The 21,118-nt window shown below is 71.1% G+C and carries 18 protein-coding genes, 1 pseudogene and 1 riboswitch; of the genes and pseudogenes, 8 read left to right on the top strand and 11 right to left on the bottom strand.

Annotation, left to right across the window (positions count from 1 at the left end; all coding sequences use genetic code 11):
* The first annotated feature begins 41 nt into the window (after window positions 1-41).
* Together ABGB18_RS36640 and ABGB18_RS36635 are read left to right on the top strand one after the other, a co-directional pair.
* On the top strand, window positions 42-830 hold the full coding sequence (locus ABGB18_RS36640) for an SAM-dependent methyltransferase (RefSeq protein WP_347700253.1): 789 nt from the start codon (window positions 42-44) through the stop codon (window positions 828-830).
* 111 nt (window positions 831-941) lie between these two features.
* Window positions 942-2,348, top strand: coding sequence for a hypothetical protein (locus ABGB18_RS36635; protein WP_347700252.1), 1,407 nt, complete (start codon window positions 942-944; stop codon window positions 2,346-2,348).
* A 60-nt stretch (window positions 2,349-2,408) separates the two neighbouring features.
* On the opposite strand, the gene ABGB18_RS36630 is transcribed toward ABGB18_RS36635, so the two are convergent.
* The gene (locus ABGB18_RS36630; protein ID WP_347700251.1) at window positions 2,409-3,743 is read right to left on the bottom strand and encodes a hypothetical protein; all 1,335 of its coding nucleotides are present in this window, start codon (window positions 3,741-3,743) and stop codon (window positions 2,409-2,411) included.
* Between the two features lie 179 nt (window positions 3,744-3,922).
* Window positions 3,923-4,276, bottom strand: coding sequence for a peptidase inhibitor family I36 protein (locus ABGB18_RS36625; RefSeq protein WP_347700250.1), 354 nt, complete (start codon window positions 4,274-4,276; stop codon window positions 3,923-3,925).
* A 176-nt stretch (window positions 4,277-4,452) separates the two neighbouring features.
* Between ABGB18_RS36625 and ABGB18_RS36620 the strand changes: the two genes are divergently transcribed.
* Window positions 4,453-4,701 (top strand): hypothetical protein, encoded by a 249-nt coding sequence (locus ABGB18_RS36620; RefSeq protein WP_347700249.1) that lies wholly within the window; start codon window positions 4,453-4,455, stop codon window positions 4,699-4,701.
* A gap of 16 nt (window positions 4,702-4,717) precedes the next feature.
* On the opposite strand, the gene ABGB18_RS36615 is transcribed toward ABGB18_RS36620, so the two are convergent.
* The 4 genes from ABGB18_RS36615 to ABGB18_RS36600 are packed head-to-tail and all read right to left on the bottom strand — an operon-like array spanning window position 4,718 to window position 8,921.
* Entirely contained in the window at window positions 4,718-5,557 is an 840-nt protein-coding gene (locus ABGB18_RS36615) for a carbohydrate ABC transporter permease (protein ID WP_347700248.1), read from the bottom strand.
* A gap of 1 nt (window position 5,558) precedes the next feature.
* Entirely contained in the window at window positions 5,559-6,629 is a 1,071-nt protein-coding gene (locus ABGB18_RS36610; RefSeq protein ID WP_347700247.1) for a sugar ABC transporter permease, read from the bottom strand.
* Window positions 6,626-7,879: an extracellular solute-binding protein gene (locus ABGB18_RS36605; RefSeq protein WP_347700246.1), complete on the bottom strand. Its 1,254-nt coding sequence runs from the start codon at window positions 7,877-7,879 to the stop codon at window positions 6,626-6,628. The genes ABGB18_RS36610 and ABGB18_RS36605 overlap by 4 nt, the downstream gene beginning before the upstream one ends.
* A gap of 52 nt (window positions 7,880-7,931) precedes the next feature.
* A complete protein-coding gene (locus ABGB18_RS36600) occupies window positions 7,932-8,921 on the bottom strand; it encodes a substrate-binding domain-containing protein (protein WP_347700245.1) in 990 nt (329 codons plus the stop codon).
* 120 nt (window positions 8,922-9,041) lie between these two features.
* On the opposite strand from ABGB18_RS36600, the gene ABGB18_RS36595 reads away from it, so the two are divergent.
* The 3 genes from ABGB18_RS36595 to ABGB18_RS36585 all read left to right on the top strand — a co-directional run bounded on the left by ABGB18_RS36595 (window position 9,042) and on the right by ABGB18_RS36585 (window position 12,824).
* A complete protein-coding gene (locus tag ABGB18_RS36595) occupies window positions 9,042-11,093 on the top strand; it encodes a glycogen debranching N-terminal domain-containing protein (protein ID WP_347700244.1) in 2,052 nt (683 codons plus the stop codon).
* 81 nt (window positions 11,094-11,174) lie between these two features.
* The gene (locus tag ABGB18_RS36590) at window positions 11,175-11,639 is read left to right on the top strand and encodes an Hsp20/alpha crystallin family protein (RefSeq protein ID WP_347700243.1); all 465 of its coding nucleotides are present in this window, start codon (window positions 11,175-11,177) and stop codon (window positions 11,637-11,639) included.
* A gap of 279 nt (window positions 11,640-11,918) precedes the next feature.
* On the top strand, window positions 11,919-12,824 hold the full coding sequence (locus ABGB18_RS36585) for a helix-turn-helix transcriptional regulator (protein ID WP_347700242.1): 906 nt from the start codon (window positions 11,919-11,921) through the stop codon (window positions 12,822-12,824).
* Between the two features lie 94 nt (window positions 12,825-12,918).
* On the opposite strand, the gene ABGB18_RS36580 is transcribed toward ABGB18_RS36585, so the two are convergent.
* The 4 genes and pseudogenes from ABGB18_RS36580 to ABGB18_RS36565 form a co-directional block, all read right to left on the bottom strand.
* Entirely contained in the window at window positions 12,919-13,740 is an 822-nt protein-coding gene (locus ABGB18_RS36580; RefSeq protein WP_347700241.1) for an SAM-dependent methyltransferase, read from the bottom strand.
* Window positions 13,741-14,255: 515 nt separating this feature from the next.
* Window positions 14,256-14,720 carry a PPOX class F420-dependent oxidoreductase gene (locus ABGB18_RS36575; protein ID WP_347700240.1) on the bottom strand — a complete coding sequence of 155 codons (465 nt, stop codon included), beginning with the start codon at window positions 14,718-14,720 and terminating at the stop codon, window positions 14,256-14,258.
* Window positions 14,721-14,866: 146 nt separating this feature from the next.
* Window positions 14,867-15,104 (bottom strand): annotated as a pseudogene (locus ABGB18_RS36570) (AbgT family transporter); the annotation flags it as partial.
* Between the two features lie 778 nt (window positions 15,105-15,882).
* Window positions 15,883-16,611 carry a GH25 family lysozyme gene (locus ABGB18_RS36565; protein WP_347700239.1) on the bottom strand — a complete coding sequence of 243 codons (729 nt, stop codon included), beginning with the start codon at window positions 16,609-16,611 and terminating at the stop codon, window positions 15,883-15,885.
* Between the two features lie 9 nt (window positions 16,612-16,620).
* A riboswitch (cyclic di-AMP (ydaO/yuaA leader) is annotated at window positions 16,621-16,768 on the bottom strand.
* A 297-nt stretch (window positions 16,769-17,065) separates the two neighbouring features.
* Between ABGB18_RS36565 and hypF the strand changes: the two genes are divergently transcribed.
* Window positions 17,066-19,387 carry a carbamoyltransferase HypF gene (gene hypF / locus ABGB18_RS36560; protein ID WP_347700238.1) on the top strand — a complete coding sequence of 774 codons (2,322 nt, stop codon included), beginning with the start codon at window positions 17,066-17,068 and terminating at the stop codon, window positions 19,385-19,387.
* 54 nt (window positions 19,388-19,441) lie between these two features.
* Here hypF and ABGB18_RS36555 read toward each other — a convergent pair whose 3' ends face one another.
* Window positions 19,442-19,951 (bottom strand): DUF6789 family protein, encoded by a 510-nt coding sequence (locus ABGB18_RS36555; RefSeq protein WP_347700237.1) that lies wholly within the window; start codon window positions 19,949-19,951, stop codon window positions 19,442-19,444.
* Between the two features lie 173 nt (window positions 19,952-20,124).
* Here ABGB18_RS36555 and ABGB18_RS36550 point away from each other — a divergent pair, with 173 nt between their 5' ends.
* On the top strand, window positions 20,125-21,105 hold the full coding sequence (locus ABGB18_RS36550) for a hydrogenase expression protein HypE (RefSeq protein WP_347700236.1): 981 nt from the start codon (window positions 20,125-20,127) through the stop codon (window positions 21,103-21,105).
* Window positions 21,106-21,118: the final 13 nt, after the last annotated feature.

Below are 21,118 nucleotides of genomic sequence, written 5' to 3'. Positions count from 1 at the left end.
TAACTAGAGATCGGAAAACCCGACAGCCCTACGATCGCCCTGTGGCCTTCGACCCCAGTACGCCAAATCTCGCTCGGATGTACGACTACATGCTCGGCGGGAAGGACAATCTCGCCGTGGACCGGGCGGCGGTCGACCAGATCGCCGCACACATTCCCGCGGCCGTGCCGCTGGCCAGGGCCAATCGTGCCTTCCTGCAGCGCGCCGTGCGCCAGTTGGCGGCGGCGGGCGTGCGGCAGTTCCTCGACCTGGGCAGCGGCCTGCCCACCGGGGGCAACGTGCACGAGGTCGTCCGGGACGTGGCCCCCGACGCCAAGGTGGTCTACGTCGACCACGATCCGGTCGTCGCCTCCCACGCCCGCGCGCTGCTGGAGGAGGAGGGGAAGGTCGTCTTCGTGCTGGCCGACCTGCTGCGGCCGGCCGAGCTCCTGACCACACCCGAGGTCACGGACTTCCTCGACCTGGACGAGCCCGTCGCCGTGCTGCTGGTGTCGATCCTGCACTTCGTCCAGGACGCCGACGACCCGGCCGGCATGGTCAAGGTGCTGCGCGACGCCGTGGCGCCCGGCAGCTATCTCGTGCTCACCCACGCCGTCGAGGGCATCGGCGAGGAGCAGGCGGAGGAGAAGGTGCGTGACGTCTACCGCGGCTCCTCCACCGGCGGGGCGACGGGCCGGACCATGGCGGAGATCAGCGCGTTCTTCGGCGACTTCGAGCTGGTCCAGCCCGGGCTCGTACACGTGTCCGAGTGGCGGCCGGACGTGCCCGGCCTGATCGGCGATCAGGGCCTGCCCGCCTACCTGATGGCGGGTGCCGCCAGGAAGCGATGACCCAGAAGTAGCCGGTCAACTACTCAAGGTTACTATGGCCAGGTTCGTACGTGTCCGCATCGTACGGTCCTGCCCTGGGCGGGATCGTGCGGCACTCCAGGGGGGCTGGAAATGACTGACGAGACCCGGACCGACAATACGGAGACCACGCTGGCCGACGAGGACGTGCTGCTGCACGCCCAGGACGACCCGGCGGCCAGCGCCGCGGTCGACGCCGCCGTCGAGACCGAGCTGCTGGAGGGCGCCGACGACCTCGCGACCCGTGCGGCCGCCGAGTCGGAGTGGCTGGTGGCCAGACGGGAGAGCGAGCGTCAGATCGCCGAGCTCGACTCCCGGGGCCTGGACCGCGTACGCCGGCTCCAGAAGGAGTTGCACGAGCACCAGGCCGAGGCGTGGCCGGTCGCCAGGTGGTGGGGGTTCGAGATCCACCTGAACGAGGCCGCGGCCCTGGGGGCCGGCAAGCTCGCCCAGCTCATCGGGGAGACCGCCGGCGCCGTGCTGGGCACCTGGCTCGGCCCGATCGTCGAGGGGTCGGTGCGGGCCAAGGCCGGCTGGATCGCCTCGATCGCCAAGCCGTACGGCGTCAAGCTGGTCTCGCCCTGGGTCGCGCCCGCGATGCTCGTCCCGGCCCGCGAGGCCGGCGCGCCCCAGGCCGAATCCCAGCTGCACTGGTCGGTCTACGAACCTGGCGAGGGGTGGAGCGCGGACCAGCGGTTCGTCGACCACATCAACGTGTCGAGCCCGGCCGTCGCGGAATACCGGGACCGGCTCTACCTCGCCCACCGCGGCAGCGACGACGACATCGGCCTGTGGTGGACCGTCTACGACGCCGACGAGGGGTGGAGCGGGGAGCGCAAGCTTCCCAGGCACTTCGGCTCCCACGGTCCGGCGGTGGCCGCGTACGACGGGCATCTCTACTGCGTGCACGCCGGCACCGGCGACGACGGCTCGCTGTGGTGGACCCGCTGGAACGGCGTGAAGTGGACCCCGGACGCCCGCCTGCCCCGGCACTCCAGCGGCGCGGCGCCGGCTCTGGCCGCCTATGACGGGCGGCTCTACTGCGTGCACCGCGGCCACGCCGACTCATGGCTGTGGTGGACCCGCTGGGACGGCACGGCCTGGAGCCCCGACCAGCGGTTCCCGGACCACGCCAGCCGCTCCAGCCCGGCGCTGGCGACGTACGGGGGGCACCTCTACTGCGTCTACCGCGGCGACGGCGAGGACACCTGCCTGTGGTGGACCCGCTGGGACGGCTCCGAGTGGACCCCCGGCCGGCAGCTCCCCAAGCACTTCTCCTCGGAGGGCCCGGCGCTGGCCGTCTACAAGGACCGGCTCTACTGCGTGCACCGCGGCGCCCTCGACCGGAGCCTGTGGTGGACCAGCTTCGACGGCACGAAGTGGAGCGCCGACGAGCGGCTGCCCGACCACTACAGCGGCGAGAGCCCCGCCGTCATCGCCTTCCGTGACAAGAACGCCACCCGCGACCAGCTCCTGTGCCTCTACCGGGACGAGCGCTGACATGCCAGGTGCCGGCTCGCACGCGCGGGCCGGCACCTGATCGTCGGTCGGCGGGCGGCGTCACCACCCGGCGAGCTGCTCCAGGAACCATCCGGCCAGAGCCTTGGTGACGGTGCCATGCGCGGAGTTGCGCCCGTCACAGCAGAACGCGTCCAGGAACGTCTCGTCCTTCGGCAGGTCCCGCAGGTCGAGATAGAGCTCCGACTGCCACTGGAACGGGTCCCTGGCCAGCGCGATGGCGCTGACCGCGGGCACGAAGGAGCTGCTGCGGAACCGGTCCTCGATGGGCAGGCCCATCGCGTCGGCGATCCGGCCCCACGAGTCCAGCGTGCCACCGGGCGCGCCGTCGAACGCGGGCACGTGAGAGGTGGCGCTCGACCACACGGGCGCGCCGAAGCGGATGCTGCCGACGTTCTGCAGCTCGCCCAGGTCCGGCTGGATGCGGGCGACGAGCTGGAACGGGTCGACCTCGAGGTCGAAGACCGGCGCGCCGGGCGGCAGGTCGAGCCCCGTGCCGTTGCCGGTGCCGTTGGCCAGGCCCAGCTTGTACGGGCGCATCGGGAACCAGCCGACCCCGCGCAGGTCGTCCAGGAAGTCCGCACGCAGCGTGCTGGCCGTGGTCACCGGACCCGAGTAGTGCTCGTTCTCCACCCAGGCCCACAGGAGCTGCTGCGCGGCCGGGCTGCGGATCAGCTCGGCCTGTCCCGGCCCGTCGGAGCGCTGCTGGAGCGACTCGTGCAGGTAGGCGAGCTGCTGTAGGACCAGCGGGATCCAGGCGCCCAGGTGCGGAGTGTCGAGAGAGAAGTATTTGTCGGTCTGGTGGTCGATACGGTCGCTCTCCATGCGGGCCAGCGCGTAGCGGGTGATCATGCCGCCCATGCTGACGCCGCCGACGACCAGCGGGTTGTCGCTCTGCCGCTCCGCGATGACGCGCTGGACGCAGCTCACCGCCACGGCCGCGTTGGCCTGGATGTAGGTCTGTCGCTGGTCGAAGCCCAGCAGCACGACGTCGATGCCCATCGAGCGCAGTTGGTCGAAGAAGCCGGGCTTGTCCTTGTCGTAGGGCGCGTTGATGTGCCGCCACAGCCCGTCCAGGTCGCTCGGCCCGTAGTTGAAGCCGTCGGCGAAGATCAGCGGCCTGGTCAGCGCCGCGTGGCCCTCGGCCAGGTAGACGTTGGCCCGGCCGGTGGCCGTGTATCCCAGGTGCGGGCGGTCCCCGACCAGCTCCCAGACGTGGTCGGGCCTGGGCGCCTGACCCTCGCGGACGGGCGGAGCGGCGAACCACACCCCCTGCCGCCCGAGCGCGTCGGCGACCCGCTGTGCCAGGTCCGGTTTCAGGCCGGACGCCGCGTCCTTGGCCGCGATCTCGACGTCTATTCTCGGTTCCCGCGCCATGCTGATCCTCTCCCTCGCTGAGGGGCTCCTGGCCCACTGACAACACCCTAAGGTCACTTTTGGTAATTGTCCGAGTACTGAGGGGAGTGGCGCGTCTTCCGTAAAAGTCCTGGTCGGGGCCGTTGATGATCAGGCTGGGGCCGTCGTGTGGAAACGACGGCCCTGGCGGCAAATGGCGGCTACAGGGCCACGCCGCAGGCGCCCGGGCGGGCGGAGGCGCTGTGGAAGCCGAGGCGGTGCACGGTCTCCCCCGCGGCCACTGTGCGGGTCCTGCCCTTGTAGATCGGCTGCTCGAAGAAGCACCACGGGGAGCCGGTCTGGTTCTGCGCGCTGAGCACGGGCGGGAGGAGGGCGTGCCGGGCCTCGTGCAGGATCCACAGCTCGCCGCGCCCGGCCTTGCCCATCCAGACGCACACCCCCTCGATGCGGGGGCACGGCAGCGGCGGGTCGGCGCGCGCGGCGGTCGCGGGCAGGACCAGGCCGGCCGTGGCGACGGCCAGGGCGAGGGCGGTACGGCGGAGCGGTTCGGGCACGGGTCTCTCCCATCGGGTCGATGGCACGTATGGCGATGGGACAACTACTATCCGTCGCCGCGCCAGGAGTCGATCACCTGCCCCGCCACGTCCGGGTTTCGGTCGCGTCGGCGGGGTAAGCGGGCTGCTGAGAGTGCTTCGCCGGGGGAGCACGGCCCGCGAGACGAGGAGCCGCGATGTCACTCATCGACCGAGAATGCGTCCGCGAGCTGCTGCAGTCGTCGCACTCCGACGCCACGCTGGTCTTCGTCCGCGGCGACTGCGTCGTCGTGCCCGCCACCGAGGTGGACGACGCGCACAAGGGGCTGATCATCGCCAGCCGCGACGACATCGCGCCCTACGTGCCCGCGGGCCCCGTGACCGACGAGACCCTGGACGCGCTGGCACACTGCCTGGACAACATCGCCCGCGACCTGGGCGGCTGACCGCGGGCGCGAACGATCAGCCCTTGTCGGCGCCCTCGTTGGCCCCCCGGACGAAGTAGCGCTGGAACACCACGAAGACGATCGCCACCGGCACGGTGGCCAGCACCGCCGCCCCGAGCTTGAGCGGATACTGCGTGCCCTTGCCCAGCGACCCCGACACCAGGTCGGCCAGCCCGCGCGGCAGCGTGAACAGCGCCGGGTCCCGCACCGCCACCAGGGTGTGCGCGAACTCGTTCCACGTGCCCTGGACGGAGATGATCGTGAGCGTCAGCAGCGCGGGCCGGGCCATCGGCAGCACCACGGACCAGAACGTGCGGAACACGCCGGCCCCGTCGATGCGGGCGGCCTCCTCGACGGTGACCGGGACGGACTCGAAGAACTGCTTCATGATGAACACCCCGGTGGCGTCCACGATCACCGGCAGGATCAGCGCCGTGTAGCTGTCGTAGATGCCGAGCTGGTTCAGCACCAGGAACTTCGGGATGAACAGCACCACCCCCGGCACCGCGATGGTCGCCACGATCGTCGCGAAGAGCGCCCGCCGCCCCCGGAAGCGCAGCCGGGCCAGCGCGTAACCGGCCATGGAGTCCAGCAGCACCCGCCCGGTGGTGAGGGCCACGGTCACCAGCAGCGAGTTGCCCAGCCACAGCGGCAGGTCAGTGCTGAAGACGCGCTCGTAGCCGCCGAGGGACGGCGGGTCGGGGATGGGTGACAGCGGGTTGGCCGCCGCGTCGGGCTCGGTCTTGAAGGAGATGGCGATCTGGATGACGAACGGGTAGAGGAAGACCAGCGCGAAGAAGACCAGTACGAAGTAGCCGGCGAAGGTAGAGGCCAGCGAACGCGCCCTGTCCGGCATGTCAGGCCCTCCGATCGCGCATGACCCACCGCTGGACCAGCGTCAGCACCACGATGATCGCGAAGAGCACGAACGAGATCGCGGTGCCGGAGCCGTACTCGAAGCCGTCGAAGGCGGTCTGGTACGACAGGAAGGCCGGGGTGAGCGTGGTCTTGGCGGGATTGCCCTGACTCATCACGTACACCTGGTCGAAGACCTGCCAGGTCGCGATCATGCCGAGCGTGAGCACCAGGAACATGGTGGGCTTGAGCTGCGGCAACGTCACGTGCCTGAAGACCTGGCGGCGGCCCGCCCCGTCCAGCCGGGCGGCCTCCTCCAGGGTCAACGGGATGTCCTGCAGCGCCGCCAGGAACATGAGCATGAACGTCCCCGAGGTCGTCCAGACGACCAGCACGATGATGGTCGTCATGGCCACGCTCGGCCCCGACAGCCACTCCCACCACGACAGCCCGAACGGCCCGTCGCTGGTTAGCGCCGCCGGCGGCGCCTCGGGATCGACCACCCCGAGCCCGCCCAGCAGCAGGTGCAGGGTGCCGCGCGAGTCGGCGAACCACTGGGGGCCGTCCAGGCCGAACAGGTCGAGCAGCCCGTTCACGGCCCCCGAGTTGGCGAACACGAACAGGAACACCACGCTGATCGCGACCGAGCTGGTGACCGAGGGGAAGAAGAACGCGGCGCGGAAGAACGTCCTGCCCCGCAGCAGCCGCCCGTTGACGATCAGCGCCAGCCCGAGGGCCAGGGCGGTCTGGGTGGGCACCACGATGGCCACGTAGTAGATGTTGTTGCGCACGCTGGTCATGAAGTTCTGCCGGGCGAGCCCTTCCTCGGCGAACAGGCGCGTGTAGTTGTCCAGGCCCACGAAGGGCACGCCGGCGCGGAACGGGCTGCCCTGCCCGTTCCAGTCGGTCAGGCTCACCCACATCGCCATGAGGATCGGCGCCAGCATGAACAGGCTCAGAATGACCACGACGGGCGCCACGAACAGCCAGCCCGCGACGGTCTCCCGCGCCGCCGCACCGTGCCGTTTTTGGGGCCGCTCTGTGGGCCGCTCCCGGGGTCGGCGCCAGATCATGACGTGCCGAGCGCTGCTTGCGTGTTCTTCTGTACGCGCTCCAGCAGCGTCTTGGGTGCGGTGGAGGTCAGCTGCTGCAGGCCGGTGTCGAAGTCGGCCAGCACGCTGTCCATCTTGGGCGCGTTGACCGGGCCCTGGGCGTAGTCGGCGCTGTTGACGAAGGGCGCGTCGGCGGGGAACTCGCCGATGTAGGTGCCCTTGGCGGACTGCCGCGAGGGCATGACGCCGAACGCCCTGGCGAAGGCCATCTGCTGGTCGGCCTTGGTCATCGCCTCGACGAACGAGATGGCCTGCTCCTTGTGGCGGCTCTTGGCCGCGATGCCCCAGCAGGTGGTGAACGACAGGGTGCCCTTGCCCTCGGGTCCGGCGGGCAGCTCGTACGCGGCGTACTTGACATCGGGATAGTCGGCCTGGAGCGCGCCCTTGATCCAGTTGCCCTCGATGGTCATGGCGACCTTGCCCGCGCCGAACGCCTCACCGCTCCAGCCCGCGTCGAGCTGGCTCGGGGACTGGGCCAGCTTGCCGGCCAGCAGCTTGCGTACGTAGTCGAGCGCCGCGAGGTTCTGCGGGCTGTCGGCGGTGGCCTGCTTGCCGTCGGTGCTGGTGATCCAGCCGCCGGCCTGGACCATGAACGCGCCGATGCGGTCGCGCGTGTCGCCGAGCGCCAGCGGGGTGACCCCGGCCGCCTTGAGCTTCTCGCTGACCGAGGTGAGCTGCTCCCAGGTCGTCGGCACGTCGGAGTCGCCGAGCCCGGCTTTGGCCCACAGGTCCTGGTTGATGATCAGGGCCAGGGTGGAGAAGTCCTTGGGCGCGCAGTAGAACGTGCCGTTGTAGGTGAAGGCCGCGCGCAGGGTGGGGTAGAAGTCGTCCGGCCGGCTGATCTTGCCGGCGTACGGTTCGAGCGCGCCGAGGCTGGCGTAGTCGGCGAAGCGCACGGCGTCCACGTAGAAGACGTCCGGCGGGGTGTCGCCGGCGAACGCCTGGCCGAGCTGCTGCGTCAGGTCCTGGGCGGGGGTCACCGTGGCGCCTGCCCCGGCCGTGGTGGACCAGGTCTGGGCGGCCTGCTTGACGGCGGCGGTCTCCGCCTCGCCGGAGGAGCCGATGAGGATCTGCAGCGTGACGGGGCCGCTGGTCTGCTGGGCCGGCTGGCCGGGGTTGTCGTCGAAGCCGCTGCCGCAGGCCGTCGCCAGCAGCGTCGATACGCAGGCGATGCCGGTGAGAGCCGTGGCTCGGCGGATGGTCGGGGTCATCGGGAGGATCCTGTTCTCGCGTTGGGGACGGGAGTTCAAGGAGGGCTGGAGTTCACGCCGACCGCCTGACGGTCAGGGAGGGCGGGAGCAGCACGTGGGTGGCCGGCGGGGCGGCGCTGTCCAGGGCGCGCGTGAGCAGCGCGACGCAGGCGGCCGCGGCATCCCCGAGCGGCTGGTGCACGCTGGTCAGGCCGACCGCCCCGGCCACCGGCGTGTCGTCGAAGCCGGTGACGGCGACGCCGGGGCCGGCCACGTTGAGCGCCCCCAGGGCGAGCGAGTCGCTCGCGCACACCAGCGCGGTCGCTCCGGCGTCGAGCAGGTCGAGGGCCGCGCTCTCGCCGGTGGCAACGCCGTCCTCGCCCGCCCGGTGCAGGCCGTCGGGCCGCAGGCCGTGCTCGGCGAGCGTACGCTCCCAGCCGGCCCGCCGGTCGTCGCCCACCCCCGAGCCGGGCGGCCAGCCGATGAAGCCGACACGCCGGTGACCGGCCGCCAGCAGGCGGCGGGTGGCCGCCTCGGTGCCCGCGGCCCCGTCCACGTCCACCCACGGATGGCGGGCGACGTGATCACGCAGATCGCTCCACGGCCGGCCGAACGCGACGAACGGCACCCGGCGCTCCAGCAGCCAGGAGGTGCGCAGGTCGTCGTGGTGCGTGGCGGTCAGTACGAAGGCGTCCGGCTCGTACGAGGCGATCAGGTCCTCGAAGGTCGCGATCTCGGAGCGGTCGTCGTGGGCGGTGTAGAGCAGGATCCGATAGCCCGCGCGCGCCGCGGACTCGGTCAGGCCGTGCAGGAACCGGTCGAGCACCGAGCCGTTGATGCCGTCACCGCCGGGGTCGATGCGGATGGCGATCAGGCGGGAGCGGCCGGTGCGCATCTGGCGGGCGGCCTGGTTGGCGCGATAGCCGAGCCGCGCGATCACGTCCAGGACGTGGCGGCGGGTCTCCTCGCGGACGACCTCGGGGCTGTTGAGCGTGTTCGACACCGTCTGGCGGGACACGCCCGCGGCGCGGGCCACATCGGTGATCGTCACCTTGTCCGCCAATGGAGCGCCTTCCTGAGGGTTGAACGTTCAAAGTCTGATAAGGCATGATTTGATCGTTCAAATTGCCGGGGTGGTTCGAAATTTGCACTCCGGACCTGGTTGTGTCAAGGGGGAGTCGTAGTGCTTCAACCGTTGCTGCACGACCTGGTCAGCACGGTCATGGCGCCGACCGGAGCGCTGAGCGGTGCCGACGGCCAGTTGCGACCGGCCGGGGTGCAGGGGCTCTTCCACGCGGACCGCCGCGTGCTGTCCCAGGCCCGGCTCCTCGTGGACGACGTCGAACCGGAGGCCGTCGGGCACGCCCCGGACGGAGCGGGCCGCGCCAGGTTCGTGTCCCTGGCCCGGTGGCTCGGCGATCCCGGGCCCGACCCCACGGTCCGGCTGGACCGGGTGCGGGAGCTCACGCCGTACGGGATGAGCGAGCACGTGGAGATCAGCTCCACCGCCTCGGTGCCGGTGAGCGCGACCGTGACGGTGGAGCTGGCCTGCGACTTCGCCGCCATCGACACGGTCAAGACCGGCCGCGTCACCGGGTTCCCCGCCCCCGCGGCGCCGGCCGGGCGGGGGCGGCTGACCTGGCGGTCGGCGGGCGCCCACGTGATCGTCACGGGCCATGGGGCCGAGGTGCGCCCGGGCGACGAACCCCGTCTGACCTGGAAGATCGACCTGCCCCCGCGCGGCCGGACGACCCTGTCCTGGGGGCTCACCGTCCAGGACCCGGACGGCGCCGTCGTCGTGCCCGCCACGGGGGCGCCCGAATGGAGCCTGCCGCGCGTGACCGCAGCCGACCGGCGCCTCACCCGGCTGCTGGACCAGGCGCTGGCCGACCTGCGCTCGCTCCGCCTGGCCACTCCGGACGCGCCGGACGACACCTTCCTCGGCGCGGGCGTGCCCTGGTTCCTCACGTTGTTCGGCCGGGACAGCATCTGGGCCGCCAGGATGCTCCTCCCGCTGGGCACCGGGCTGGCCGCGGGCACCCTGCGGGTCCTGGCCCGGCGCCAGGGCGAGCGCCTCGACCCACGCTCCGGCGAGGCGCCCGGCAAGATCATGCACGAGCTGCGCCGGCACGCCACCGTCCTGAGCAGGGGGAACCGGCTGCCGGCCGCCTACTACGGCACCATCGACGCGACGCCCCTGTGGATCAGCCTGCTGCACGACGCCTGGCGCTGGGGCCTGCCCGAGCACGAGGTCGAGCCGCTGCTGCCCAACCTGGAGGCCGCGCTGGGCTGGCTCGCCGACCACGCCGACCCCGACCGGGACGGATTCCTGGAGTACATCGACGCCACCGGCCAGGGTCTGGCCAACCAGGGCTGGAAGGACTCCGGCGACTCGATCCGCTTCCACGACGGCAGCCTGGCGGCGCCGCCGATCGCGCTGGCCGAGGTGCAGGGGTACGCCCATCAGGCCGCCCTGCACGGGGCCGCGCTCCTGGACGCCTTCGGCCGCCCGGGCGCCGACCGCTGGCGCGAGTACGCGGCCACCCTGGCCGGCCGGTTCCGCGCGGCCTTCTGGGTGGAGGGCGCCGAGGGCCGGTTCCCCGCGCTCGCGCTCGACCGGGACAAGCGCCCGGTGGACGTCCTCACCAGCAACGTCGGCCACCTGCTCGGCACCGGGCTGCTGACGCCGGAAGAGTCCGCCGAGGTCGCCGGCCTGCTGGCCGCGCCGAGCATGGCGGAGGGCTTCGGGCTGCGTACGATGTCGGCCCGCGAGGCGGGCTTCAGCCCGCTGTCCTACCACTGCGGCTCCATCTGGCCGCACGACACGGCCATCGTCCTGGCCGGGCTCGCCCGCGAGGGCTTCGACACGCAGGCGGCCACGCTCGCCGAAGGACTGCTCGCCGCCGCCGAGTCGTTCGGCTACCGGCTCCCCGAGCTGTACGGGGGCGACGCCCGCCACCGCGTGGGCCGCCCGGTGGCCTACCCCGCGGCCTGCCGCCCCCAGGCGTGGTCGGCCGCCGCCGCGATCGCCATCGTCCACGCGGCGCTCGGGCTCCACCCGGACGTGCCGGCGGGGGAGGCCATCCTGCGGCCGCCGGCCGGGGCACCCCTGGGCGCGCTGACCGTGGGCGGCCTGCGGGTGGCGGGCGACGAGGTGGAGGTGAGCGTCGCCCACGACGGCACCGCCACCGTCACGGGCCTGCCGGACGGGATGCGCCTGGTCCAGGGGTGGTAGGCCGCTCGCGTTTGTGGCCGCGGCCAGGGGTAAAGGGGCATCGAGGGGGACCACGTCCTCGTGTCATGGAGGTGAGTGGTGATGGCTTTGCCCATCAGGCGTAATCGGGTGCCGGAGCAACGGCCCGGCGGCCACTGGATGGGCCGCTCCCTGGATCCCTTCACCGAGTTCCAGGAGCTGTGGGACCAACTGGGCCGGCTGTTCGAGCAGGGCGGGGAGAGCGCCGTCACCGCCTGGCGGCCGCTGGCCGAGACCGAGGAGACGCCGGACGCCTACGTCGTACGGGCCGAGCTGCCCGGGCTCAGGCGGGACGACATCCACGTCGACATCGACGGCAACCAGTTGAGCGTGCACGGCGAGGTCGACGAGCACGACAAGGAGGGCAAGGCCCTCCGGCGGCGCACCGGCAGGTTCGTCTACCGGACCATCCTGCCGAACGACGCCGATGTCGAGCACATCGACGGCGAGCTGCGGGACGGCATACTGACCATCCGCGTGCCCAAGACCGAGCAGGGCCGCTCCCGCCGCGTCGAGATCAAGGGGTGATCGGCGCCAGGGATTGAGAGGTCTGGGGGCCGGAGCCGCAGGGGGCGCGCTCCGGCCCCCTTTTCGCGGCACGGACGCCGAAGGGCCGGAATTCGCCGCTCGAACAGCCGGAATTCGCCGCCGGGGGCGTAGAAACATCTTCCGATTCTGAAACGTCATACTCCGTATCGAGGCAATGGCGGTGCGTTCACCGCTCGTTGCGAAATATGGTGTTTGTGTTGAGCGGCGGGGCGGGATGGCTGCGGGCCGGTCGGTGGTATGTGCGGTTGAGGGGGGTCAATGTCGATTACGCGTGATATGGGCGATCTGACCGAAATCCTAGGTGGTGACTTACGGCAGCCGGGACCGACGGCGCTACGCATACTGGTGGGGGCGCACCTGCGGCGGCTGAGGGAATCCCGGGGGATCAGCCGGGAAAAAGCTGGATACACCATCCGAGCATCACATTCCAAGATCAGCCGGATGGAATGCGGGCGCTGCAGCTTCAAGCTCCGCGACGTGGCCGACCTGCTCACTCTCTACGACATGGCCGACGGCGCCGAGCGCTCCGCCTTGCTGGCCCTGACCGAGCAGGCCAACGCGCCCGGCTGGTGGCAGGACTACCGCGACGCGATCCCCGACTGGTCCGAGCCGTATCTCGGGCTGGAGCAGGACGCGGCGCTGATCCGTACCCATGAGATCCAGTTCGTCCCGGGGTTGCTGCAGACCGAGGACTACGCCCGCGCGCTCATCGCCCAGGGGCTCAGGCACGAGTCCGCGGAGCTCATCGAGCGCCGCGTCGAGGTGCGCATGCGCCGCCAGCGGATCCTGGCCGCCTCCACGTCGCGCAAGCTCTGGGCGGTGCTGGACGAGGCCGCGCTGCGCCGCCGGGTCGGCGGCGGGGCGATCATGCGTGATCAGCTCCGCCATCTCGGTGAACTGGCGGAGTCGCCGCACATCACGCTGCAGGTGATGCCGTTCAGCGCCGAGGGCGCGATCGGTGGCGTCGGGCCGGTCACCATCCTGCGGTTCGCCCAGGCGGACCTGGACGACGTGGTCTATCTCGAACACTTCGCCAGTGCGCAGTACCTCACCAAGCCCTCCGAGGTCAGCCCCTACCAGCAACTGATGAACGAACTCATCGTGCAGGCGCCGCCCCCGGCGGCGACCGGGGAGATCCTGCGCCAGGCAATGGCGGCGCTGTAGGGGGTCGAAGCCCGCGGGCTCTGGGCGTGTGGGCTCTGGGCGTGTGGGCTCTGGGCGTGTGGGCTCAGGGCTTGTGGGCTCAGGGCTTGCGGGCTCAGGGCTTGCGGGCGACGCCGCACAGCGCGTCCACCTCCGCGAGCGGGGAGAGGGGGTCGGGGTCGGGGCGCCACAGCGGGAGGGACACCACGCCCGGCGGGGCCAGTCGCAGCCCGTCGAAGAACGCGGTGAACTCCTCTCGGGTCCGCAGGTTGTACGGCGCCCCCGGCCCCCGGTTGTAGGCCTCCTGGGCCTGGTCGAGGGCCTCACCGGTGACCACGTTGACGCCGTCCCACAGGGCCAGGTGGCTGCCGGGTGGCAGGGCGTCCATCAGCCGTGCCACGATCGCGTGTGCCCCCTCGTCGTCGGACAGGAACCCCACGACCCCCATCAGCATGAGCCCCACGGGCCGGGTGAGGTCCAGGGTCCTGGCCGCGGCGGCGATGATCGCGCCAGGGTCGCGCAGGTCGGCCTCGACGTAGTCGGTGGCTCCTTCCGGCGTGCTGACCAGCAGGGCGCGGGCGTGGGCGAGCACGAGGGGGTCGTTGTCCACGTACACCACCCGGCAGGACGGGTCGGCCCGCTGGGCTACCTCGTGGGTGTTGTCCACCGTGGGCAGGCCGGTGCCGACGTCGAGGAACTGGCTCACGCCCGCCTCGTCGACCAGATAACGCACGATGCGGGCCAGCAGATGCCTGGACAGGCGGGCAATATGCACAATATCCGGGAATGATTGACTGAAATGGTCACCTACTTCGCGGTCGATGTCGTAATAATCCTTGCCGCCGAGCCAGTAATTCCACATGCGTGCGGTGTGCGGCATCGAAGTGTCGATCCGGGGCGGGCGCGCGCGACCGGTGGGAGGGAAATCACCTGTCATATGGCTTCTCGTCATTTGTCGGATTTGGGGGGGTGATCCAAAGCTGGCGCACGCGGAAAGATGTGAAATAGCACTCGCGCGCAGCTCGGGCCGGATCACCAGTTCTCGATCGAGCCGAGCAGCTCCGTTACGGCGTCCGCGTCCCCCGGCCGGGGCGCCGGGGGCGAACTTCAGCGCGGGGGCGCCGTAGGTGAGCACGGACTCCATGGCTCAATCCCTGCCCAGGTGGGTGCGGATCACCTCGGCGAGCGGCTCACGCCGGTCGCAGGCGTCGAAGGCGAAGCGCGCGCCGCAGCCGGCCACCTCCCGGTAGACCAGCACGAAGGGCGCGGGCCTGGCGCCGAGCTCGCGCAGCCGCTCGTCCGCCGCCCTGCCCGCCTACCTGCCGGGCAACGGCGGCCTGCTGGCGGCCGTCGCGCTCATGGCCAAGGGCTGGGACGGCGGCCCGCCGCGGGCACCCGGTTTCCCGGAATCCTGGACGGTCCGCCACGAGGGCCTGCGCGCGTGGCCCTGAGTCACTGTGCCAGGCGTGCCGGGAAGCCGCCGGTGGCGATCGGGCCCCAGCGGTCGATGTGCAGCCGGATCAGCGACTTGTCCTGCCGGACCATGGCGGCGCGGTAGTCGTCCCAGTCGGGGTGCTCGCCCGCGATGCACCGGTAGTAGTCCACCAGCGCCTCCAGGGCCTCGGGCATGTCGAGCACCTCGGCGCGCCCGTCGACCTGCACGTACGGGCCGTTCCAGTCGTCGGACAGCACGCAGATCGAGGCCCGCTCGTCGCGCCGGGCGTTGATCGCCTTGACGCGGTCGGGATAGGTGGAGACCACGATGCGGCCGCCGTCGTCGACCCCGCAGGCGACGGGCGAGAGCTGCGGCCGGCCGTCCGCGCGGGTGGTCGACAGCAGCCCGTGGTGCCTGGGACGAAGGAAGTCGAGCAGTTCGGGCAGTTCGACGCGGCGTGCGGTAGCGATGTTCGGAGCCATCTCAAGTGCCTTTCAGTCGTACCAAGGCTTTCGATCCTTTCATCCCGCCACCGCGCCCCCGCCCACCCCGGCACCCGCCTCGCGCAGCTCCACGCCGGTCCACGCGGGAGCCGATGGCACAGAAGGTTCCCTGATCTACGGGGTGGTCACCGGACGGGAGCGCCCGGTCCGAGGGGAATGCCGAGGGCCCGCCACGCCAGGAAGAACAGCGTCCAGGCCACCGGCATCACCAGGCTGAGGGGGCAGGGTGAGGGCGATCAGCGTGCCGATGCCGGCGGACCTGCGGTAGCGCTGGACGAAGCCGAGCACCAACAGGAAGTAGGGGCTCATCGGCGTGAGGGCGTTGGTGCAGGAGCCGGCGATGCGGTAGAGCGCCTCACCGCTGCCACGCGTACCCCCATGATGGGGCAACTATCGGTCTCGGCCGTTCGGGTACGGCATGGCTCGGTCCAGAAGTGGTAAAACCTACGGGATAAATATCCCATAAATCGACTCAATGGGAAGTTTGGGGGTATTCGATCAGTTGGACGTGTGAGTGCCGGGAAAAACACACCCGCCCGGCACTCACACCAAGGAGGACGTCATGTCTGTCCAGCACTATCTGGCGGCTGCGATCGTCGTCACAGGTCCCTACCCGAACCCGAGGGACAGGGGCGCCTACAGCAGAAGCGCCCGCCGCCGGCGGCGCCGCCGCTGATCCGCGGGTGGACCTGACGTCACGGCGATGACCATGACACCTTGGCGGAGCGACGCCAGGACGTACGCGACCTTGACGCCGCTCCGGACATCACTGACGGCGGACCTGCTCATCACGGGCGACTACGGGCGATGGCGCAACGGTGGCGGTACCTGGTGATCGCGGGGGCGATCGGGCCCGTCACCACCATGAAAGCGGCTAGTTCGGGCGTGCATGGGAGCACGCCGCCGGCCAGTCGATACGCGGCCCCACCCCCGGACTCCACAAGGAGCCCAGGGGTGCGCGGCGGTTCAGGGGGTGTAGACCGCTCAACGTACGCCGCGCGGTCCAGCGCTCGCCGCCCAGGGTGACACCCGCTCCATGCGCGAACATGCTCGGCTTCGACGACTTCAACAAGCTCATCGGCCTGGACGAGCACGCCACCCTGGAGGAGCGCTACCAGGCGCCGGACTGAGCGGTCGGCGGTCAGGCCGTCTGGCGGCCCAGGCCGCGCAGCTGGCTGGGAGTCAGCGTCGAGACATCCTGGTCGATGGGCGACTCGGAGTACTGGTGGATGGTCCAGGACTTCCAGTCGGCGGGCGGGGTGACCGTCCCCCTCTGCTTGCCGTAGTGGGCGACCCACAGCGGGTACTCCGACAGGCCGTGGCCGTAGGTGTCGGCGAAGCGCCAACTGCTGTAGAACATCGGGGCGACGCCGGTCTTGTCCTTCACGTACGACAGCCAGGTCCTGGCCCAGTCGTTGACCTCGGAGACGGTCTTGCCGTCGGTGGTCTCCAGGTCCAGGACCAGCAGGTCGCCGCGCTTGGCGGGCTGGGCGTTCACCGTGGCCAGGAAGAAGTTCGCCTCGGCGATCGGGTTGTTGCGCGGGTGACCGTAGTGGTACGCCCCGCGGACGATGCCCTTCTTGCCCAGCTCCTGCCAGTGCCGGGCGAAGGAGGCGTCGCGGAAGTCGAGGCCCTCGGTGGCCTTGATGATGCCGAACTGGGCGGAGCTCGTGGTCCAGTTGTACAGCGGCTGGTGGTTGGAGATGTCCTGGCCGTAGGTGAGCTGCCCTGGCTGCGCCTGGGCCGCGGGCACCAGCGGCTCGTCGTTGTCGGTGACGGACGCGAGCGCGGTGCCGGCCGCGGCGGCGGTCGTGCCGGCCAGGAGAACGCCGGCGATGGCGAGGCTGAAGCGTTTGCTTGGGTTCAGCATGAGGGCGGTGACTCCTTGCTTCCACGCGCCTACCGGGTTAGCTGACGGGTTCGGGCCTGGAAGTGCCCTACGCCCGCCGGTCTGAGCCGGCGGGCGATTCACCCCCGAAGATGGGTCCCCGGCCCCGCACCGAGTGCGGATTAGGCCTGGTCAACGAACTGGCAACACTACGACGAACGCTTGTCAAAGCATCGGCCGCGCTTGCCAAAAGGTATATATCGATACTTAAAGGTGGCAAGTAGGTCAAATGCGGCTGCGGTGGGTAACGTGCGGAAACCCCGGATCCGTAGGGGTTGTGGGCTCGGTAAAGAATCCTTGGGGTGTGTCGGTAAACGCCCTGTCGGCGGCATCCGAGGGGTCTCGGGATGCCCTGGTGACTGCCAGTCATGGTGCTTGTCATGTGGTACCGGTGTGCCAGCCGGGATTTCCGCGCCTTTCGTTGCACACTGGCTCGATGGGGGTGCGGGTCAGGGTCGAAGGCGTCGTGCAGGGGGTGGGCTTCCGGCCGTTCGTGCACGGGCTCGCGACCGGGCTGGGGTTGGCGGGGCTGGTGGGCAATGACGCCCGCGGCGTCTTCGTCGAGCTGGAGGGCGGCCGGCGGGAGATCGAGGAGTTCCTGCTGCGGCTGGAACGCGACGCGCCGCCGCTGGCCGCCATCGACCGCGTGACCGTCACCTCCGGCGTACGGGCGGCGCGGCCGGAGGGCGGGTTCCTGATCGTCGAGAGCGACCCCTCGGGCCTGTCCCGCGCACTGGTGTCGCCCGACATCGCCACCTGCGCCGACTGCCTGGCCGAGCTGGCCGACCCGGCCGACCGGCGCTACCGTTACCCCTTCGTCAACTGCGTCAACTGCGGGCCTCGGCTGACGATCGTGCGCGGGCTGCCGTACGACCGGCCGCTGACCACGATGGCGGGCTTCGCGATGTGCGCCGACTGCCGGGCCGAATACCACGATCCGGCGGATCGGCGCTTCCACGCCCAGCCCATCTGCTGCCCGGCGTGCGGCCCCCGCCTCAGCCTGGTCGGCGCGCCGGGCGAGCCACCGGCAGGCGCCGCCGGGGCCCTGGCGGGCATCGCGGGGGTGCTGGCGGGCACCGCCGAGGTCCTGGCCGGTGCCGCCGAGGTGCTGCGCGCGGGCGGGGTGCTGGCGGTCAAGGGCGTCGGCGGCTACCACCTGGCGGTGCCGGCCACCGACCAGACCGCCGCCGCCACACTGCGGCGGCGCAAGCGGCGGACGGACAAGCCGTTCGCGGTCATGGTGGCAGACCTGGACGAGGCCCGGCGGCTGTGCGAGGTGGACCCGGTGGCCGCCGACCTGCTCACCGACCGGGCCCGGCCTATCGTGCTGCTGCCCCGGCGCGCGGACGCGCATGTGGCCGACGCGGTCGCGCCGGGCAACCGGCGGCTCGGGGTGATGCTGCCGTACACGGCGCTGCACCACCTGCTGCTCGCCGAGGTCGCCGCGCCGATCGTGCTGACCAGCGCCAACACCGCCGACGAGCCCATCGCGTACGACGACCGCGACGCGTTCGAACGCCTGGCCGGCATCGCGGACGCGTTCCTCACCTACGACCGCCCCATCCACCAGCCCGCCGACGACTCGGTGGTGTGCTCCTTCCGGGGGCAGGCGATGCCGCTGCGGCGCTCGCGCGGCCACGCCCCGCGCCCGATCATGCTGCCCGGCCGGGCGCCCCGGCAGATCCTCGGCTGCGGAGCCGCGCAGAAGAGCACGTTCTGCCTGGCCAAGGGGCGGCGTGCGATCGTCTCCCCGCACCTCGGGGACCTGGCCGACTATGCCACCCTGCGCGCGTACACCGAGGGCATCGCCCGCCTCCAGACCCTGTTCGGCGTGCGGCCCGAGGTCGTCGCGCACGACCTGCACCCGGAATACCCCGCCACCAAGTACGCCATGGAGCTGCTGCCGGACGTGGCGCCGGTCGGGGTGCAGCACCACCACGCGCACATCGCCTCCTGCCTGGCCGACAACGGCGAGTCCGGCCGGGTGATCGGCGTCGCGTTCGACGGGCTCGGCTACGGCCTCGACGGCACGCTGTGGGGCGGCGAGTTCCTGCTGGCCGACCTGGCCTCGTTCGAGCGGGCCGGGCACCTGGCCCCGGTGCCGATGCCGGGCGGCGAGGCGGCGATCCGCCAGCCGTGGCGGATGGCCGCCGCCTACCTGGACGGGGAGGGCGACGCGCTGGCCGTGGCCCGGCGCAACGAGCGCTGGTGGGCCGGCGTGACCTCACTGGCGCGCAGCGCCGACGCGCCGCTGACGTCGAGTGCCGGCCGCCTGTTCGACGCCGTGGCGGCGCTGGTCGGCGTGCGGGACACGGTCGCCTACGAGGGGCAGGCCGCGATCGAGCTGGAGCAGCTCGCCGACCCCGCCGAGCGGGGCTCCTACCCGGCGGCCGTGTCGGACGGAGCGGGCCCCTTCGTGGTGGCCGGCGCGGACCTGGTGCGGGCTGCCGCGGCGGACCTGCGGGCGGGCACCGGCCCCGCCATCATCTCCGCCCGCTTCCACAACGGCGTGAGCGACCTCATCGTGGGCTGCTGCCGCCGGTTGCGCGAGGAGACGGGCCTTTCCGCGGTGGCGCTGTCCGGCGGCGTCTTCCAGAACCTGCTGCTGGCACGGCGCACGGTCGATCTGCTCGGCGAGGCCGGTTTCCGGGTGCTCACCCACACCCGGGTGCCACCCAACGACGGCGGCATCAGCCTCGGCCAGGTGGCCGTCGCCGCCGCCCGTGACCTGTACGGCGACCAGCCCACCCGAACGTGACGCGCCCGCGGGTGCGCCTCGACGCTGATCGGCCACGGCGAGCCGGAACAGCGATCAGTCAGGCTGGTCCTGGTGTGGCCACGGTGAGGCGCCGACCACGACCCCGTACAGGATGTGGTCGGCCAGCAGCGCCAGGCGTTCCGACACGGTGTGGTGGCGGTGCGGCAGGCCGAGTGCCGGGGCGACGACCGTCTGGAAGAAGGCCCAGAACGCCACTCCGTAGACCGGCCCGGCCCAGGCGCGGCCGCGCACCGCCCCCGGCAGCAGCCCGAACACCGCCCCGCCGACCGCCCCGACCCCCCAGTGGACCAGCTCGACCGCCGCCGGTCGGCGCTCGACGGGCAGCTCGCGGAGGACCTCAGGAGCGGTACGTTCGAGCAGAGCCTCCGGCGGCACCTTCCGCACTACTCCCAACGCCGTGGTGAACTGCCGCAGACCGGACATCGCCATGGAGCCGATCGCACCCCGCGTGGCGGCCTTCGGCAGGGACCGGCGAGGCCGAGTGGGTGGGCGTTTTCGCTGTTCATCCTGGTGGGCGGGATGGGTTGGGAGCGTCTGCGTCATGGTTTGCAACCTTCGTCAGCGCGGTATGTCCGCTACGTAGAGATGCAGAACGGCTACCGAAAGGCGCCGGTCTCAAACCTCTACAGCGGGCCAAGAAGGGGGCTTGGGCCATGACAACCACGCGAACTCAGACTGCCCTGGATGAAATCCACATCCTGTGGACATCGGAGGGCATGAGCTGCGATGGCGACACCGTGTCGGTCACCGCGGCCACGCTGCCGAGCATCGAGGACGTCCTGCTCGGGCTGGTGCCAGGGCTGCCCAAGGTGCACCTGCACAACAAGGTCCTGGCCACCGAGGTGGGCGACGCCTTCATGGCCGCCTTCCACCAGGCCGACCGGGACGAGCTCGGGCCGTACATCCTCGTGGTCGAGGGCTCGATCCCGAACGAGCGGATCAACGGCGAGGGCTACTGGACCTCCATGGGCAACGACCCGATCACCGGCGAGCCCATCACCGTCAACAGATGGATCGACCGGCTCGCGCCCAAGGCGTGGGCCGTCGTCGCGATCGGCACCTGCGCGACCTACGGCGGCATCCACGCGATGGCCGGCAACCCGACCGGCTGCATGGGCCTGGCCGACTATCTGGGCAAGGATTTCCGCTCCGCCGGCGGCCTGCCCATCGTCAACGTGCCCGGCTGCCCGGTGCAGCCGGACAACTTCATGGAGACGCTGACCTGGCTGCTCTACCAGGCGGCGGGCCTGGCCCCGACCATCCCGCTGGACGAGATGCTGCGGCCGACCTGGCTGTTCGGCAAGACCGTGCACGAGGGCTGCGACCGGGCCGGCTACTACGAGCAGGGCGACTTCGCCCGCGACTACAACTCGCCCAAGTGCCTGGTGCGCGTCGGCTGCTGGGGACCGGTGGCCAACTGCAACGTCACCAAGCGCGGCTGGATGGACGGCGTCGGCGGCTGTCCCAACGTGGGCGGCATCTGCATCGCCTGCACGATGCCCGGCTTCCCCGACAAGTTCATGCCGTTCATGGACGAACCCCCCGGTGCGTCGGTGTCCGTCGCGCTCAGCGGCGCGTACGGCTCGCTGATCCGGCGCCTGCGCGCGATCACCAACAACGCGGCCAACAAGGAGCCGAAGTGGCGCCACAACCGCCGCAGACTGACCAGCGGGTACGACCCGCGCTGGGGAAACTAGGGAGAGCGGCAAG

This window comes from Nonomuraea sp. B12E4, assembly GCF_039871825.1.
Lineage (GTDB): Bacteria > Actinomycetota > Actinomycetes > Streptosporangiales > Streptosporangiaceae > Nonomuraea.
Note: the sequence above shows the minus strand (reverse complement) of the source record. Positions and strands in the feature narration are given on the sequence as shown.